The organism is Prosthecobacter sp., assembly GCF_044378005.1.
Classification (GTDB): domain Bacteria; phylum Verrucomicrobiota; class Verrucomicrobiia; order Verrucomicrobiales; family Verrucomicrobiaceae; genus Prosthecobacter.
The window spans coordinates 57,456-73,228 of sequence record NZ_JBILYB010000012.1; the positions used below are offsets into that span (position 1 = coordinate 57,456).

The following is a 15,773-nucleotide window of genomic DNA, read 5'->3' on the forward strand; positions in this document are numbered from 1 at the left end:
CACTGCCTACTTCTCTTCTTCAGTCACGGGTCACGACGCGATCCAGATTCATGAGCACACCCGCCGTCGTGGTGTAGGCGGCGAGTTCGGCGGGGTCGAGTTTGGGATCGGGCTTGGAGGCACCTTGGGTGATGGCTTTCTGCGCATCTTCAGGGTGGGTGGCGAACCACTGGCGGCGTTCGTTCAGGCCTTTGGCGAGCAGCTTCACGGTGTCGGCATCGGCTACGCGGGCGGTGGCGCGTTGGTAGCCGTAGGCGATGCGTTGCTCGGGGGTGCTGCCGTTCTTCATCATGAGCTCGCCGAGGCCGCGCTGGGCTTCGACAAAGGTGACTTCGTTCAGCATGGCGAGCGCTTGCAGCGGGGTGTTGGTGCGGCTGCGCTTCACGGTGCAGATCTCACGCGTGGGGGCATCAAAGAGCAGCATGGTGGGCGGTGCGGCGGTGCGCTTCCAGATGGTGTAAAGGCTGCGGCGGTAGAGGCTTTCGCCGGTGTCGGCCTTGTAGCCGCGGAGGTCGCCGTATTTGCTGGTCTCATCCCAGACGCCCTCAGGCATGTAGGGGCGGACGCTGGGCCCGCCGATCTTTGGCACGAGCAGTCCGCCGATGGCGAGCGCCTGATCGCGGACGACTTCGCCACTCAGGCGGAAGCGCGGGCCACGGGCGAGCAGGCGGTTTTCGGGATCGCGCTCCAGCAGGGCGGGGGTGACTTTGCTGCTCTGGCGGTAGGCTTTGGACATGACCATGAGCTTCAGCATGTGCTTCATGTCCCAGCCGCTCTTCATGAACTCGGCGGCGAGCCAGTCGAGCAGTTCGGGGTGCACGGGATACTCGGCCTGGAAGCCGAAGTTCTCGGTGGTCTTGCAGAGGCCGACGCCGAAGAGGCGCTCCCACTGGCGATTCACCCAAACACGGGCCGTGAGGGGATTGTCGGCGCTGGCCAGCCATTTGGCTAGGCCGAGGCGGTTCATGGGGGCGTCCTTTGGCATGGGGTGCAGCCAGGAGGGGACGGCCATGGTGACTTTGCCGGCGGGTTTGTCGTATTCACCCCGGGTGAGGATGAAGGCATCGCGGGTGGTTTTGGCCTCCTTCATGACCATGGTGGTGGGCAGGCTGTTTTCAAAAGTCTCCAGCGCCTTCTTTTTCGTGGCGACGAGGTCGGCGGCCTGCTTCACGGGGCTGTTCACGGTGGCGAGGTAGTAGGCTTCAAGTTCCTTCTTCTGCGCAGGCGTGCGTTTGTCGGCAGCAGTGGCGAGCACGGCCTGGATTTTGGCGAGATCGGCATTGCCATCGAGCTTCACGCTGGCGGCAGGCAAAGCAGTGCTGGAGAGGCGGAAGCGGCCGATGTTATGCCCGCCGATGGCTTCGTGGCGGAGGCGGAGCAGGACCTGCGCGCCTTCGGTGTAGCTGACGGCGCGCTCCAGTAGGAACATGGCGCGGCGGTTTTCCTTCCGCGTGGGTCCGTCGATGGCCCAGCCTTTGCCACGATTGCGTTTGTTGAGGATGCTGGTGATCTCGTAGCCTTTTTGGCTGAAGTCGGCTTCGGCTTTGGAAAGCGTCTGTTTCTCAGGCTTGCCGCCGGGCTTCTGGATGAAGACATCGAAGTCGCTGAGCACGAAATTGCCGTTCGAGTAGCGTCCGAGACTGCCGCCGGGCAAAGAAGGATCGGTGAAGCATTCGAGCAGGAAGCCGGACACGCCGTCCTTCGGCATGGGGGCATCGTAAAGGTAGATGTCCTTGGTCGGATTCGGGCCGCTGGCGAGGTAGCTGGCATCGGGCTGGCGGGTGAGTTTGGCCCCTTGTTCTTTAAGCTTTGAGACGACCTGCGTGGGCTCCAGCAAGGTCCAGGCAGACTTCTGTTCGCTCAATTTGCCGGCGACATTCTTTTCCCATTCGGATAGCAGGGCAGGCAGGCCTTTCCGAGATTCAGCGGCGGCTTTTTCAGCGTCGGCGATCTCTGTTTTCATCGTGGTGATCTGCTTTTCTTGTTCGGCAGAGGTCACATTCATGATGGGCAGGGAATTGCCGCCGCTGCGGTTGCTGGCGCCCTGGATGCTGCCGCGCTCCTCGACGTTGTTGAAGAAGGCGAAGAGGGAATAGAAGTCCTTCTGCGTGATCGGGTCATACTTGTGATCATGGCAGCGGGCGCAGTTCATGGTCAGGCCGAGCCAGGTGAAGCTCGTCGTCTCCACGCGGTCGATGATGTTCTCGATGCGCCACTCTTCGTCGATGATGCCGCCTTCGCCGTTGATGCGGTGGTTGCGGTTGAAGCCGGTAGCGATGAACTGCGGCTGGGTGGCGTTTGGTAAAAGATCACCGGCGATCTGCTCGATGGTGAACTGGTCAAAGGGTTGGTTGCTATTGAAGGCGTTGATCACCCAATCCCGCCAAGGCCACATGCTGCGGGAGCTGTCGGTCTGGAAGCCATGGCTGTCGGCAAAGCGGGCGAAGTCGAGCCACTCGCGGGCCATGTGTTCGCCGTAGGCGGGGCTTTGGAGGAGCTGATCGACGATGCTCTCAAATGACGAATTCCGAATGACGAATGACGAAACGGCTTCTGGCGTCGGCGGCAGTCCGGTGAGGTCCAGCGTGGCACGGCGGATCAGCGTCTCTGCGTCTGCTTCGGGGGAAAAAGCCAGGCCTTCCTTCTTCAGGCGAGTCTCCAGCAGTTCGTCGATGCTCTTCGCCTTCTGGGGAGCCACGGGCTCAAAGGCCCAGTGGCCCTGATACTCGGCACCTTCGGCGATCCATTGTTTCAAGACAGCCGCTTCGGCGGGGGTGACTGCTTTGTGGAGCTTGCTCGGCGGCATGATGTCGTCCGCATTCGTGGCGAGCACGCGGGCCAGCAGCTCACTTTTTTCCGGTTTGCCTGGGACGATGGCGGCGGTGCCAGATTCGGCGGGCTTCAGGGCTTGATCCCGCAGATCGAGGCGGAGTTCGCCTTTGCGGTTCTTTTCATCGAAGCCGTGGCAGTGAAAGCATTTGTCCGAGAGGATGGGGCGGACATCGCGGTTGAAAACGATCGTCCCCGCCTGAGCGGCGGAGGTGAGAACGAAGAGGGCAAGCAGGGGGCGGAACATGCGCTGCATCATACGCGCAAGAGGCCTGCTTCTTCTCTATCTTTGACCGGCTCAGGCCTGCGCGAGCTGGGCTTTGACGAGTTCGCGGACGTATTTGCCGAGCATGTCGAACTCCACATTCAGGCGGTCGCCGATCTGTTTGGTGTGCAGATGGGTGATCTGATGGGTGTGCGGGATGATCCAGCAGACGACGCTGGTCGTTGTGACCTCGGCGGCGGTGAGGGAGATGCCGTCGAGACAGATGGAGCCTTTGGGGATCACGAGCCCGTGATGCTCGGCGGGGAATTCGACTTCGAGCCGGTGGTCTTGCCCGTGGAGACTCCAGTCGAGCACGCGCAGGGTGGCATCCACATGACCTTGGACGAGATGGCCGCCAAAGCGTGCGCCCATGGCCATGGCGCGCTCCAGATTGACGAGGCTGCCCGATTTCAGATCGCCCAGGCTGGTGACGCGGAGGGTCTGCATGAGCAGGTCAAAGCAGGCGGTTTGCTCGCTCGGGTCGAAGCTGGTGACAGTGAGGCAGCAACCATTGACGGCGACGCTTTCCCCCTGGGTAAGCTCTGCGGCCATGGGGCCGACATTCAGGGTCAGGCGGGCGCTTTCGCCGCGAGGTTCGAGGCTGAGGACGGTGCCGGTGGATTCGACGAGGCCGGTGAACATGGGCCGCTGTGTAGAGCCTCAGGTAGCTCCACGCAAGCTCTGCTGAGAATCCGCCCTTGATTCGCCTGCGGAAGGTGCCACTCTCCGGGCCGTTTTTCCCGTAACCACCAACTAGACCACCTACATGGGCCAGCAACTCAACAAGATCATCAAACGCCGCCGCCGCAAAGCTTACATCGCCCGTAAAAAGGCGCTCGTGAAAGCTGGAGTGAGCCGCAAAGCCCGTGCCGCCAAGAGCGAACCGAAGGCCGCCAAGAAAGCCCCAGCCAAAAAGGCTGCCACCAAGAAAGCCGCCAAGCCAGCCGCCGCTGTTGAAGCTGTCGTCGCCGCTCCTGTTGAGGCCGTTGCCGCAGTTGAAGCTCCTGCCGCTGAGTAATTTACTGGCAGACGAGTGGGGATTGTTATCAGCTCAGGTTTCGACCTTCTGATAGCCGTCCGAAAGCCAAGCGGGGAGAAACCCCAAAAAAACGCCTTGATTTCGGACTCTTCGCCCCCACTATCCGCCTCCCTCGAAAAAGTCCCACTTACTTAAATCATGGCCGTTGTTCTTCGTCTCCGTCAGGAAGGTGCCCACGGGCGCCACGTTTATCGCGTTGTAGCTGCTGACAAGCGCTTCAAGCGCGATGGTCGCTTCCTGGAAATCCTTGGCAGTTATAATCCTGCTCTTGAGAAGGGTAATGCCATTCTCGATCTCTCCAAAGTGGACGCCTGGATATCCAAGGGCGCACTGCCCAGCCCCACTGTGAAGAGCCTGATCAAAAACGCCCGCATCGCTGCGGCGAAGTAATCTGCTCTGTCAGAATTCTAACGCCGCCGGGTGACACAATCACCGGCGGCTTTTTTTTGGACACCGCAAAACGTATTCTCACTCATCATGGACGCCCCTGAAGCTCTCCGCGAATTCCTGGCCTACGTTGTCTCCAATCTGATCGACCACCCGCAGCAGGCGAGCATCGCTGTCGGGCGCAATGCCTCAGGGGCGGTCGTCTATCGCGTGGAGCTTGCTCCTCAGGACGTGCGGCATGTCATCGGCAAGAATGGCCTGACGGTGAGTTCCATCCGCTCGCTTTTAAACACCGCAGCGGAGAAGCACGGCATCAAAGTCAGTCTCCGCGTCGGTGTGGCTCGTGATCTCGAAGCCGAGGAAACCCCCGAGCAGGAGCAGGCCCGCGAAGCCCAGGCTGCCAAGGAGTAAAGATGGCCATGTCAAAGCCCGTGGTCACCATTCCCACGAAGCACATGGCCGTCTATGAGGCCCTGCGTGGGGAGATCGTCGGTGGCGCACTGAAACCCGGTGAAGTGCTCGTCATTGATGCCCTCGCCAAGCGTTTCCAGGTCAGCATCATCCCCGTGCGCGAGGCGCTGCGCCAGCTCCAGACCGAGCGGCTCGTGGAGATCCGTCCGCACACAGGCGTGCGTGTCACCCCGGTGGAGGTGTCGTCCCTCGGCGAGATCTTTGCCATGCTCGGAGCGCTGGAGGGACTCTCCGCAGTGCATGCCTTGCCCCATCTCACGGACGAGCACCTCGCTGAACTCGACAAGCTGCTGGAGCGTCTGGAAAGCACCGCTCGTCGTCGTGATCGCGCTGGTTTTGAAGCTGCGAATCGTGAGTTTCACCTTCTGCCTTGCCGCATCGCTGGCTTTACGCGGGCGGAGCAGACACTCCACTCATTGCTCACCGAATGGGAGCGCCTGCACCGCCTTGCTTTTCAGTGCACCCAGCCGCCGGACATGGTGACTGCTAATCAGGATCATCAGGCCATCGTGCGTGCTTTCCGCGACAAAGACGCAGTCCAGCTCGGCTCGCTGCTCGCCCGCCACAATCAAACGGCGGCCGATCATTATCGACAGTTCGTGCCGGCGGAGGAGTAGGTCAGCGGCGTTTGGATCACTTTCCCGGAATGTCGCTGGCATCGCTGTCGCATCTCGCTATCCCCCTGCGCGCATGGCCCCCACCCCTCCGCATGTGTTTGAGCAGCCCGCGCCCGCCTTTGACGTCGAGTCCGTCGAGACGCCTGCGTATGTCGTTGATCGTGGTCTTTTGAAAAAGAATCTGGAGAAGCTGGCTCTCGTGCAGCGTGACTCGGGCGCGCGCATCCTGCTGGCGCTGAAAGGCTTCTCGATGTTCGCCACCTTTGATCTGGTGCGTGAGTATCTGCACGGCTGCTGCTCCAGCGGACTGCATGAGGCGCTGCTCGGGCATGAGGAATTCCGCAAGGAACTGCATGTCTATGCGCCCGCTTTTAAACAGGCGGAGATGGAGACCATCATCCCGATCTCCCACCACATCAGTTTTAATTCCCTGACCCAATGGCGGAAGTGGAGGCCGCTGCTGGATGCCGCGCGCGCCGCTGGCAAGCCTGCGCCGAGCCCAGGCATCCGCGTGAACCCTGAGCACAGCGAGGTGGCGTGCAGTCTCTACGATCCGTGCTCGCCGAGCTGCCGTCTCGGCATCCGTGCTGAGACGCTGGAGGGCGAAGATCTCAGTGGCCTGGAAGGGCTGCACTTCCACGCCTTGTGTGAGCAGGACAGTGATGTCCTGGAGCGCACGCTGGCGGCGGTGGAGCGGCGTTTCCCCAAACTGCTGGCGCAGGTGCAGTGGGTGAACATGGGCGGCGGACACCACATCACTCGCAAGGACTATGATGTGGAGCGCCTCGTGCGCGTGCTCCGCAGCTTCAAGGAGCGCTGGGGCAAGGAAGTGTATCTGGAGCCCGGTGAGGCCGTGGCGCTGAACACCGGCTACCTGATCGCCAGTGTACTGGACATCGTGCCCACGGACATCCCGACGGCGATCCTCGACACCTCCGCCACCGCCCACATGCCGGACACCCTGGAGATGCCCTACCGCCCGCACATTCTCGGCACCGACAAACCCGGCGTGCTGCCCCATACCTATCGCCTTGGCGGCATGACCTGCCTCGCCGGTGATGTGATCAATGAATACAGCTTCCCCGAGCCGCTGAAGATCGGCCAGAAGCTCGTCTTCACCGACATGGCGCACTACACCATGGTGAAGACCAGCACCTTCAACGGCGTGCCGCATCCCGACATCGACCTCTACGATCCCGAAACCGGCGTGCTGCGTGTGGTGCGGCGGTTTGGCTATGAGGACTTCAAGACCAAGCTTTCCTGATGAGCAAGCGCACCCAATCTGGCGGCAGCGATGAAGAAGTCTCGAAGCCGCCTCGGACTTGGGTGCTTTATGTTCTGCGCTGTCGTGATGGCACACTCTACTGCGGTATCACCAATGATCTGACACGGCGGCTCGATCAGCACAATCGTGGCAAGGGCGCGCGCTACACGCGTGGGCGTGGTCCGGTGCTGCTGGTAAAATCATGGTCCGCCGTGAACCAGTCCGCTGCTTTAAAAGCCGAGCTGGCTTTCAAGTCGCTGAGCCGCGAGGCCAAGGAGAAGAAGCTGCGCAGCCGGGCGCGGAAGGATGCAGTGTCCTGCCTGCTGCGCGGGGAGGCATAAAAAAGCGCTCACCGTTTCCGGTGAGCGCCTGGAATTGAAAAGCTGTCAGGATTACTTGGCAGCCTTTTCGCTGACCTTGGTCAGGAGGCCGGCAAACTCAGCCGGGGCCACGCCACCGACTTGGTTTCCGAGATCTTTGCCGTCCTTGCCGAGGAACTGAATGTGCGGGATGCCCTGCACTTTGTATTGTTCGGCGATTTTGGCGTTCTTCTCATCATCGACGTCGAGGTATGCCCAGACGAATTTGTCGTGCAGGGGTTTCACGTCAGCGCTGGGATAGACGTTCTTCTTCATGCTCTGGCAGGGTGGGCACCATGCGGCGGAAAAGACGACGATCATGGGTTTGCCAGATTCTGCGGCGACCTTCTTGGCGGCTTCAAAGTCAGTGCCGAATTTCGGGCTGCCTTCAGGGAACTCGCTGGCGAATGCAGGAAGCATGAATGCAGCGAGGAGGAGGGTGAGGAGTTTCTTCATGGGGTGTGGTGGGTTTGTCAGAGACAGGGTTAAGACGGGATTCGTTGGTAATTATTCCAACTGCAAACGCGCCAGCGTGCCATAAAGGCTGCCGGACTTCGCCAAAAGTTCATCATGCGTGCCGCGCTCCACGATGGTGCCGCCGGAGAGGACGAGAATTTGATCACAGCGCCGCACTGTGGAGAGGCGGTGGGCGATGATGATGGAGGTGCGGTTCTCCATGAGCTTATCCAGCGCGTCCTGCACGAGACGCTCGCTCTCGGCATCGAGGCTGCTGGTGGCTTCATCGAGGATGAGGATGGCAGGGTCCGCCAAAATGGCGCGGGCGATGGCGATGCGCTGCCGCTGCCCGCCGGAAAGCTGGGTGCCACGTTCGCCGACCTGGGTCTCGTAGCCCTCGGGAAGTTTTTCGATGAAGAGATGTGCATTGGCCTGACGAGCAGCCTCCTGAATCTCGGCATCGCTGGCTCCCGGTTTGCCGTAGGCGATGTTTTCGCGGATCGAGCCGCCGAAGAGCAGCACTTCCTGAGGCACGAGGGCGAGATTTTTCCGCAGCAGGGTCAAAGGCATGTCCTTGGTCTCCTGTCCGTCGATGCGGATGCTGCCACTCGTCGGTTCATAGAAGCGGAAGAGCAGCGAAACCGTGGTTGTCTTGCCCGAGCCGCTCGGTCCCACGAGGGCGATGCGTTGCCCGGCCTCGGCTTTGAAGCCAAACTCGCGCAGCACCACCGCATCGGGGCGCGTGGGGTAGGCGAAGCTCACGTCCTGCACTTCGATCTCGCCCTTGAAGCGGCGCATCTGCACGGATTCATCCTGCGGCTCCATCGGCTCGCAGAGCAGTTCGCGCACACGATCCGTGGCACCGAGCGTGCGCTGTAGCTGGGTGATGAGTTCGGAGAACTGCGCAAACGACGCCGCGATCATCCCACTGAGGGCGGCGAAGCGGGACAGCGCTGGCGTCGCGATCTCTCCCTCCGCCAGCATGGTCAGTGCCGCCCAGACGACGACGATGAGCGCGATGCTGAAGGAAAAAATGATGAAGGCGATGAAGGCAGCGCGAGGTGTCGCCGCGCGCAGCGCCATGCTGAGGAACTCGTTGAGCTTGGCGTTGTAGCGGCCTGACTCGTGCGCCTCGTTGGAGAAGGCTTTCACGCTGACGATGCTTTGCAGGCCCTCTTCCACGATGACCTGCGTGGCGGCGAGATTGTCCTGGGACTTGCGGACCAGCTTGCGGATGCGAGCGCCGAAGAGCGCGATCATCACAATCGCCACCGGCACGGTGCCGACCATGATGAGGGCGAGCTTGATGGAGATCTGCGTCACCAGCACGAGGCAGCCGGTGAGCATGACGGTGTGGCGCAGCAGCATCGGGATCGTCATCACCAGCGTCTCGCGCATGGACTCCACGTCATTGGCGATGCGTGAGGCCAGTTCACCGACTCGGCGCTTGTTCAGCGTATCCATCGGCAGACGGATGATGCGGCTGAAGGTGTCCATCCGCAGTTGTGCCAGCGCACGTTCGGAGGCCTTGGCAAAGAGCATGATGCGGAAGAAGGCGATTACCGCCTGTGCGGACACGAGCCCGAGCATGGTCAGGAGTGTGGCATGAAGTTCAGCAGTCCACTCGGGGCCTTTGGCTCCGGCGAGCCCTTTGCCAGCAAGATCGGAAAGCAGGTAGATGAAAGCCACGGTCAGACCTGCCGTCAGTGCCAGCGCCACCATCGCGGGGATGAAGACATTGAAGTGCGGACGCAGGTAGCGGAGGAAGAACGCCGCATCTTTCCACGCGGCACGGTTCCAGAGTTTCTTTGAGTCAGGGGCTTCGGGCATTCAGTGAGTGGGTGCGGCGTTGGTGGGCGTGGATGCTAGGTCGTGTTTGCCCACTGGCAATGCCATTGCACTCAAATAGAACGTGCCCGCTGCTGCTCATCGAGCAAACAGCGGGCACGCACTCTCGTCGCTGGCCTTAGGGCACCACGACCTTGGCATTGGCTTGGATGCCGCCGCTGAAGGTCAGCAGCACGGTGAGCTGGCCGTCTTCAAGGAAGGCCCGGCGGCCCAGGGCTCCACCTGTGGTCGTGCCGTTGAGCAGGGCCGTGATCGCGGTCACGCTTCGGTTCGTTCCGCCCACGTTGATCACATCGCCTTCACGCACGGCGAGCTTCACTTCGCCAGCTTCGTTCACCACCCACAGGCCGGTGTCGTTCGCGGTGGTCACTCCGCCGGTTCCGGTTTTCATCGTGGCCTGGAAAATGGGCTGTGCAGTTCCGGGCAGCGCGATCTGGGTCAACCTCAAGAAGGTGCTGCCGCTGACTCCGGGTGCTTCGCTGCCTTCCCGCGCCACAAGCATGAGGCCACTGGTGGCGTGCTGCGCCCACAGGCCTTTGTCATTCACGTTGGTGACGACTCCGCTGCCTCGCACTTCGCCTTTGACGAGGAACTCGTAGTCCCCGCCGCCGAGCACGAGGTCGCTGAAGTCGCTGAACACGACTCCCGCCGTGGTGCCCGTGGCCACATCATTTTCACGCAGTTGCAGTGTCAGGACTCCGGGAGCGGTATCGACGAAGACGCCGACGTTGTTCGTGCTGCTGACTCCCGCCAGGGTGTTCGTGACCATCTGGCTGATGAAGCCGAAGTAGTTGCCCGTGTTGTCGAAGCCGGGGCTGCGGAAGCTGTTCCACTTCGCCAATGGGATGACAGCCGGAGCGGCATAAGTGTCCGCGAGCTGCTGGCTGGCTCCGTAGGTCACGTCGAAGCCGGTGTCACTGGTGCCATCGAAGCTGCCGACGACGACGCCAGAGCTGCCATTGGTAAAGGCGACACCCAGGGTGACGAGTGATTCACCGGTGGGGGCGACGCTGATCTCCCTACCATGGCCGGAGGAGGCGTTGCCGGTCTCAAGGATGCTGAAGCTCTTTACGGTCCTGGTGACGCCGTTGGCGTTGAGGCTTTGGCCGTTGCGCATGAGCGGGCGGAGACCGGTGCTGGCGTCCCAGCCGAAGAGCACGACGCGGTTGTCCACCAGGGTGCCGAGGAAGATCACCAGATCTCCGCCGATGGAGAAGTTGCCGATGGTCTTCAGATTGCTGCCAAGAGTGGTGGCCATGCCGACCTGGGCCGCGAGCTTGAGCACGCCGTCGCTGGTATTGCTAAACAGGCATCGGCTGTTGACGCCCTTGGTGATGCCCGCGCCGCGCACTTCACCGATGAAGGCGATCTGCCCGGCTTCATTGATGACGGGAGGTGAGAAGCTGAAATGAGTCACTCCGGGGAGGGAGGGAGCTGTTTGAGTGTCCGTGACGATGAGTGCCAGCGGCTGGCCGACCATCATGCCGGTGTGCAGGCTGGCATCAGCGTGGCGGATCTGCACGGCGCTGGCGAGTACGCCGCTGGAGTTGATCGCGGGAGAGCCGATGAGGTTGTAAAGCGTGGAGCCGACCGGACCGCCGAGCACCGTGCTGCCGGTGGATCCAGGAACGGCGACATCGCCGCCTACATTGACCACAGGAGCACTGCCGGGGGCCACGACGGAGCCGGTGACGGGGAAGTCAAAGGCGGCCTCATCCACGTCGTCGCTGTTGATGACGACATTGCCGGAGTAGGCGGCTGGAGTGGCGCTTTGCAGCGCGACCTGGAAGCCGTAGGAGGTGCCGGGAGCCAGCGTGGCCGGGACGCCATTGGTGACATAGCCGGAGGGTGCTATGATGCTGGAGATTTTCAGGTCCACCGCACTGGTATTGCGAATGAGGAAGCTGCGCACGCTGGCGGTATTCGGGGCCGTGCCGCCGAAATTCACCGCCGTGACCTGGCCGTCTGTCAGTTCCTGAGCCAGGGCATGACTGCCATCGTGGACGACGATTTCAGGGGCCACAAAGGTGTAAAGCCCCGCTCCCGTCCCCGTGCTGACAGGGGTGGTTACGGTGACATCCGCCAAACCAGAAGCATGGGACGGGGTCGTGGCGGTGATCTGAGTGGCGCTGTCCACGGTGTAGCTGGTGGCAGCCGTCCCGCCAAAGGTCACTGCGGTGACTCCGGCAAAGCTGGTGCCGGTGATCGTCACGCTGGTGCCGCCGGAGGTGCTGCCGATGGCGGGGGTGACGTTCGTTACCGTGGTTGGGTACAACTCGAAGACGGTGAGAGTCTGCGAGACTTCGGAGGCGACGAGCAGCAGCGGCTTGCCAGTGGGGCTATCAGCAGCCGAGACGACGACAAGGCCTTCGGGATTCAAGTCGCCAGCGCGGGCGAGGCCGCCTGTGAAGGTGACTGCGGCGGGATTCGTCACGTCAAAGACGAGCGCCATGTGTGAGCGCTCCAGGCCGACGAAGGCGTAGGTGCGGCTGCCGATGACTGACACGGTGACACCTTCGGGCTCAGGGCCTTTGTTGTCGCTGCGGCCATCATCAAAGTTCGCGGTGAACTGCGAGGCGATGATGTTTTCGATCATGTCGCCGCTGTCGAAGACGATGGCTCCGGTGGAGTCGAGGATGGAGAAGGATCGGCCGCCGTAGCTGAGGATCTCGTCGATGTCGCCATCGTTGTCGGTGTCACCGCGCAGGCCGGGAGCATTGGAGACGGTGAGGCGTCCGAGGCTGGCCTGATTCTTCAAAGCGGCTTCATTGGGGAAGACGGTATTGTCGAGGTCGTAACCTGCATTGCTCACGGTGGTGGATTCATCAGGCGTGAGGAAGTCGTTGCGATCGTCGCCCTCATTCGCGGTGACGTAGTAGGTTTGGCCGGAGGCGTTGTAGGCGGCGATAGCGTCCGGCATGTAGAGGCCATAGACTGGGCTGCCGGTGGTGGGATTGATCAGATTTGTTGCGCCAGCACCATCGCGGTCGCTGAAGTCGTGACGACCTGTGGCGAAGTTCTTTTTACCCAGCGGCGTCACGGAGGTGAAGGTGGCGGTGGCGATGTCGAGCACGGCCACAGCGTTGGCTTCCTGGAGTGTCACCATCGCCTTCGTTCCATCAGGAGAGATGGCGAAGTACTCCGGCTCGAAGTCAGTCGAAGGCTTGCCGCCCTGGAAGATGCGCACACCCGCATTGATGAGCATGGTGATGGTGGCAGGCGCGTCATAAGAGATGAAGTCCGCCGTGCTGATTGTCCCTGCGGCACCGGCGGCATCCACCGGGATGATGCTGACCGTGCCGAGGGTCGTGTCAGCGGAAATCACCACCGCCGTGCCGTCGATTTCACCTTCGTTGGCGACGAGCAGCTTCGTGCCATCGGGGGTAAAGGCGATGTGATCGGGGACGGCTCCGACCTGGGCGGAACCCAGCAGCGCTCCAGTCGCGGCATTCAGGAAGACGACATAGCCAGGAGTGGATTTCGGCGCGGAGATGATGGCGGCGGCGAGCACACTTGGGTTGGCTCCAGCACCTTTACGGACCGCCACGGAGGACACGTCATTGCTGGTCAGGCCGCTAACGCCGAGTGTGGCTGGAGCGATGGTGCTGATGAAGGCAGGCGCGGCGGGGTTGGTAAGGTCGATGACCTGAATGCCGCTGTTGGACGAGGTGAAGGCGCGCCTCGAGATTGGATCGAAGGCTGGAATCTCCGCGCCGCCGGTCAGTGGTGTCGCGTCGAGGTCGATGCTGCCTTTGATGGTCGAAGTCAGGTGCCCCGAGGCAGGGAAGCTCACCGGCACCGTGTCATCATTGGTGATGGTGCCGGAGGCTGCTGCGGTGCCGAGCGTTGTGGTGCCATTGGAATTCACGATGCCTGAGAGTGTCACGGTGATGGTTTCATTGCTCTCAATGGCCGTGTCGCCATTCACCGTGATGGCGATGTCCTGAGTGGCAGCACCATTGAAGGCGAAGCTCAGCGTGCCCGAGGAGAGCGTGACGTAATCTGTGCCTGCGGTGGCCGTGCCACCCGTGACAGCGTAGTTGACGGTAAAGACAGAGGCCGTGTTCGTGCGTGTCACCGGCAGGTTCAGGATGGTGGTGCTGGTGTTGCCTTCGGAGATCGAGGCAGCGGCGATGCTGACGGAGGAGGCTCCGATCGGAGCTGAGACCGTGGCGCCGGGCGAGCCGACTTCGGTGGCTGAATTCACCGCGACGAAGGCTCCGTTGACGCCTGTTGTGCTCAAGGTGGTGATGGCCGCGACATTGGCTCCCGCAGCGTTGTCAAAGGTGCGGAACGGGGCGGCGGAAGGTGCGAGACCGAAGGACACATTCGCCACACGGACATTGTTCGTGTCGTAGAGGTTCACGGCGTCGCCGCCGGTGCTGAGGCCGATGCCGCCGCCCGTGTAGCCGCCTACTTGGAGTGTCGCGGGAGGATTTGCGCCGAACCAGTTGGAGAGGAAAGCGGCCTTCGTGGTCGGAAGCGTCGCGGTTTCGATGAAGACGACGGATTCACCTGGAGCGATGCTGGTGATGCCGGTGAGCGGCAGCGCTGCGGCGGGTGATTCAGAGCTGTCATCCACCTTCCAGCCGGTGATGTCGACGCTGCGCGCGCCGATGTTGGTCACTTCAAACCAATCGGCAGCCACAGGGCTGTTGCCGCTGCTCCAGGGAGCCGTTTCGGTGACGCGAAGCACGCCAGGAGCGGAGTAACCGGGCGAGCCGATTTCAACTGCGCTGGTGGCGGCGACGAAGGCTCCATTCACACCCGTGCTGCTCAGCAGGGAGATGGCTGTGTCATTGGCAGAGGCCGTGTTGTCGAAGGTCTGGAAAGGAGAGGTGGCGTCCGCAGCGCCGAAGCTGACGCCGGAGTGCCGTGTGCCGCCTGTGGTGAAAAGATTCACCGCGTCACCGCCGGTGCTGAGGCCGATGCCGGAGCCTTGATAGGTGCCGACTTGAAGGCCGACAGGCGGGCTGGCGCTGAACCACACGGTTTTGAAGGTGTTAACGATGGTGGCCTGATTGAGCGCGGTGCTTTCGATAAAGATCACTGATTCGCCGGGCGCGATGCTGGTGATGCCGGTCAGGGCGATGGCCGTGGCAAAGGCGTTGGAGCTGTCGTCCACTTTCCAGCCCGTGATGTCCACCGTGTTCGCGCTGACATTCGTCACTTCAAACCAATCTCCTCCAACAGCGCCGTTGCTGCTGGCCCAAGGAGCCACTTCGGTGATGATGAGAGCAGGAGGCGCAGGTGTCTCGACGGCCTGATCCGTCACGCTCAGGGTGTAGTTGACCGTGGCGTCTGGCGTAGCGCCGACGGTGATGTCATCCGCGTTGATGGTGACGGCATAGCTGGTCTTGGTCTCGAAGTCGAGTACGACACCGGACTTCAGATACAAGGAGCTGCCGGTGATCTGGAAGGAGGCCGCATCCGCTCCGGTGAGGCTCAGCGTGTTCGTGCCGAGGCCGTCGTCGGTGACGACGATGTCAGCGACCTTGATCGGCGAGGCGGTGCTGGTGTTTTCCTGAAGGGAATTGACTGCATTGTTCACCACCACGGCTGTCGGAGCCGCATTCGGTACCGTGGAAGGCGCATAGACCCAAAGCTGAGGGAACTCGATGCTGCCGCCGCCGTTTTCATTGACGACGTAGATGTTACCTGCGCGATCCATCGTGATGCCTTCATGCTGCTGATCGGCGGCGCTCAAAGGATTGCCGATATCGGAGGTGATGTTCAGTGTGCTCAAGATAGTTCCAGAGCGGTCCACATTCACAATTCGTGCGTTCTCCTGGCCGATGATGAGCAGATTGTCTGCCTGCGGCTGGCCGGTCATGGAAGGGATGTTCGAGAAGGCAAACACGTCTGCCACATCGCTCATGCCGAGCAGTGTGGTGTCGAAGAGGTTCGTCGAGTTCGTCGTAGTGGGCGAGCCATTCGTCGCTGTGCCTGCGGCGAAGTCCACACCGGTCTGGAAGACACCAATCGGAGTCTTTTCCTTCAGGACAATGAAGCCGCTGGTCTGCGGATCATACGAAAGACCTTCCGTGCCGGTGTTGTCGTCAAAGGTGCCGAGATCTACCGTCTGCGCCGCGGCACGCGTGAGTGTGGTGCCTGCGGCATAGGTGAACTTCACGAGACGTCGCTCGCGCTCCTCACTGAAGACGAACTGGCCACCACCGATGTAGGTGATGCCTTCGGGATCGTAGAACTCGGTGCCTTGCGGGTTTCCTGCATTAAG

General features: G+C 61.6%; 11 protein-coding genes. 6 read left to right on the forward strand and 5 right to left on the reverse strand.

From position 1 onward, the window contains the following. Positions 1 to 19: 19 nt before the first annotated feature. Together AC6FTP_RS04590 and AC6FTP_RS04595 are read right to left on the reverse strand one after the other, a co-directional pair. Positions 20 to 3,076, reverse strand: coding sequence for a PSD1 and planctomycete cytochrome C domain-containing protein (locus AC6FTP_RS04590; protein ID WP_497205725.1), 3,057 nt, complete (start codon positions 3,074 to 3,076; stop codon positions 20 to 22). 51 nt (positions 3,077 to 3,127) lie between these two features. Next, the gene (locus AC6FTP_RS04595; protein ID WP_497205726.1) at positions 3,128 to 3,736 is read right to left on the reverse strand and encodes a riboflavin synthase; all 609 of its coding nucleotides are present in this window, start codon (positions 3,734 to 3,736) and stop codon (positions 3,128 to 3,130) included. A gap of 124 nt (positions 3,737 to 3,860) precedes the next feature. Here AC6FTP_RS04595 and AC6FTP_RS04600 point away from each other — a divergent pair, with 124 nt between their 5' ends. The 6 genes from AC6FTP_RS04600 (at position 3,861) to AC6FTP_RS04625 (ending at position 7,213) form a co-directional block, all read left to right on the forward strand. Continuing rightward, positions 3,861 to 4,112: a hypothetical protein gene (locus tag AC6FTP_RS04600; RefSeq protein ID WP_497205727.1), complete on the forward strand. Its 252-nt coding sequence runs from the start codon at positions 3,861 to 3,863 to the stop codon at positions 4,110 to 4,112. Positions 4,113 to 4,271: 159 nt separating this feature from the next. Further along, positions 4,272 to 4,523, forward strand: a complete 252-nt coding sequence (gene rpsP, locus AC6FTP_RS04605; protein WP_497205728.1) for a 30S ribosomal protein S16 — start codon at positions 4,272 to 4,274, stop codon at positions 4,521 to 4,523. Positions 4,524 to 4,610: 87 nt separating this feature from the next. Further along, positions 4,611 to 4,931: a KH domain-containing protein gene (locus AC6FTP_RS04610; protein WP_497203044.1), complete on the forward strand. Its 321-nt coding sequence runs from the start codon at positions 4,611 to 4,613 to the stop codon at positions 4,929 to 4,931. An 8-nt stretch (positions 4,932 to 4,939) separates the two neighbouring features. Continuing rightward, positions 4,940 to 5,608 (forward strand): GntR family transcriptional regulator, encoded by a 669-nt coding sequence (locus tag AC6FTP_RS04615; protein ID WP_497205729.1) that lies wholly within the window; start codon positions 4,940 to 4,942, stop codon positions 5,606 to 5,608. A 73-nt stretch (positions 5,609 to 5,681) separates the two neighbouring features. Beyond that, complete coding sequence (nspC, locus tag AC6FTP_RS04620; protein ID WP_497205730.1) at positions 5,682 to 6,872, forward strand: carboxynorspermidine decarboxylase; 1,191 nt, start codon at positions 5,682 to 5,684, stop codon at positions 6,870 to 6,872. Further along, on the forward strand, positions 6,872 to 7,213 hold the full coding sequence (locus AC6FTP_RS04625) for a GIY-YIG nuclease family protein (protein WP_497205731.1): 342 nt from the start codon (positions 6,872 to 6,874) through the stop codon (positions 7,211 to 7,213). Before nspC ends, AC6FTP_RS04625 begins: the two co-directional genes overlap by 1 nt. A gap of 51 nt (positions 7,214 to 7,264) precedes the next feature. On the opposite strand, the gene AC6FTP_RS04630 is transcribed toward AC6FTP_RS04625, so the two are convergent. The 3 genes from AC6FTP_RS04630 to AC6FTP_RS04640 all read right to left on the reverse strand — a co-directional run. After that, complete coding sequence (locus AC6FTP_RS04630; protein ID WP_497205732.1) at positions 7,265 to 7,687, reverse strand: thioredoxin family protein; 423 nt, start codon at positions 7,685 to 7,687, stop codon at positions 7,265 to 7,267. A 51-nt stretch (positions 7,688 to 7,738) separates the two neighbouring features. Further along, a complete protein-coding gene (locus AC6FTP_RS04635; RefSeq protein ID WP_497205733.1) occupies positions 7,739 to 9,517 on the reverse strand; it encodes an ABC transporter ATP-binding protein in 1,779 nt (592 codons plus the stop codon). A 136-nt stretch (positions 9,518 to 9,653) separates the two neighbouring features. Then, the coding region (locus AC6FTP_RS04640; RefSeq protein ID WP_497205734.1) for a choice-of-anchor I family protein at positions 9,654 to 15,773 on the reverse strand (6,120 nt) is incomplete at its 5' end.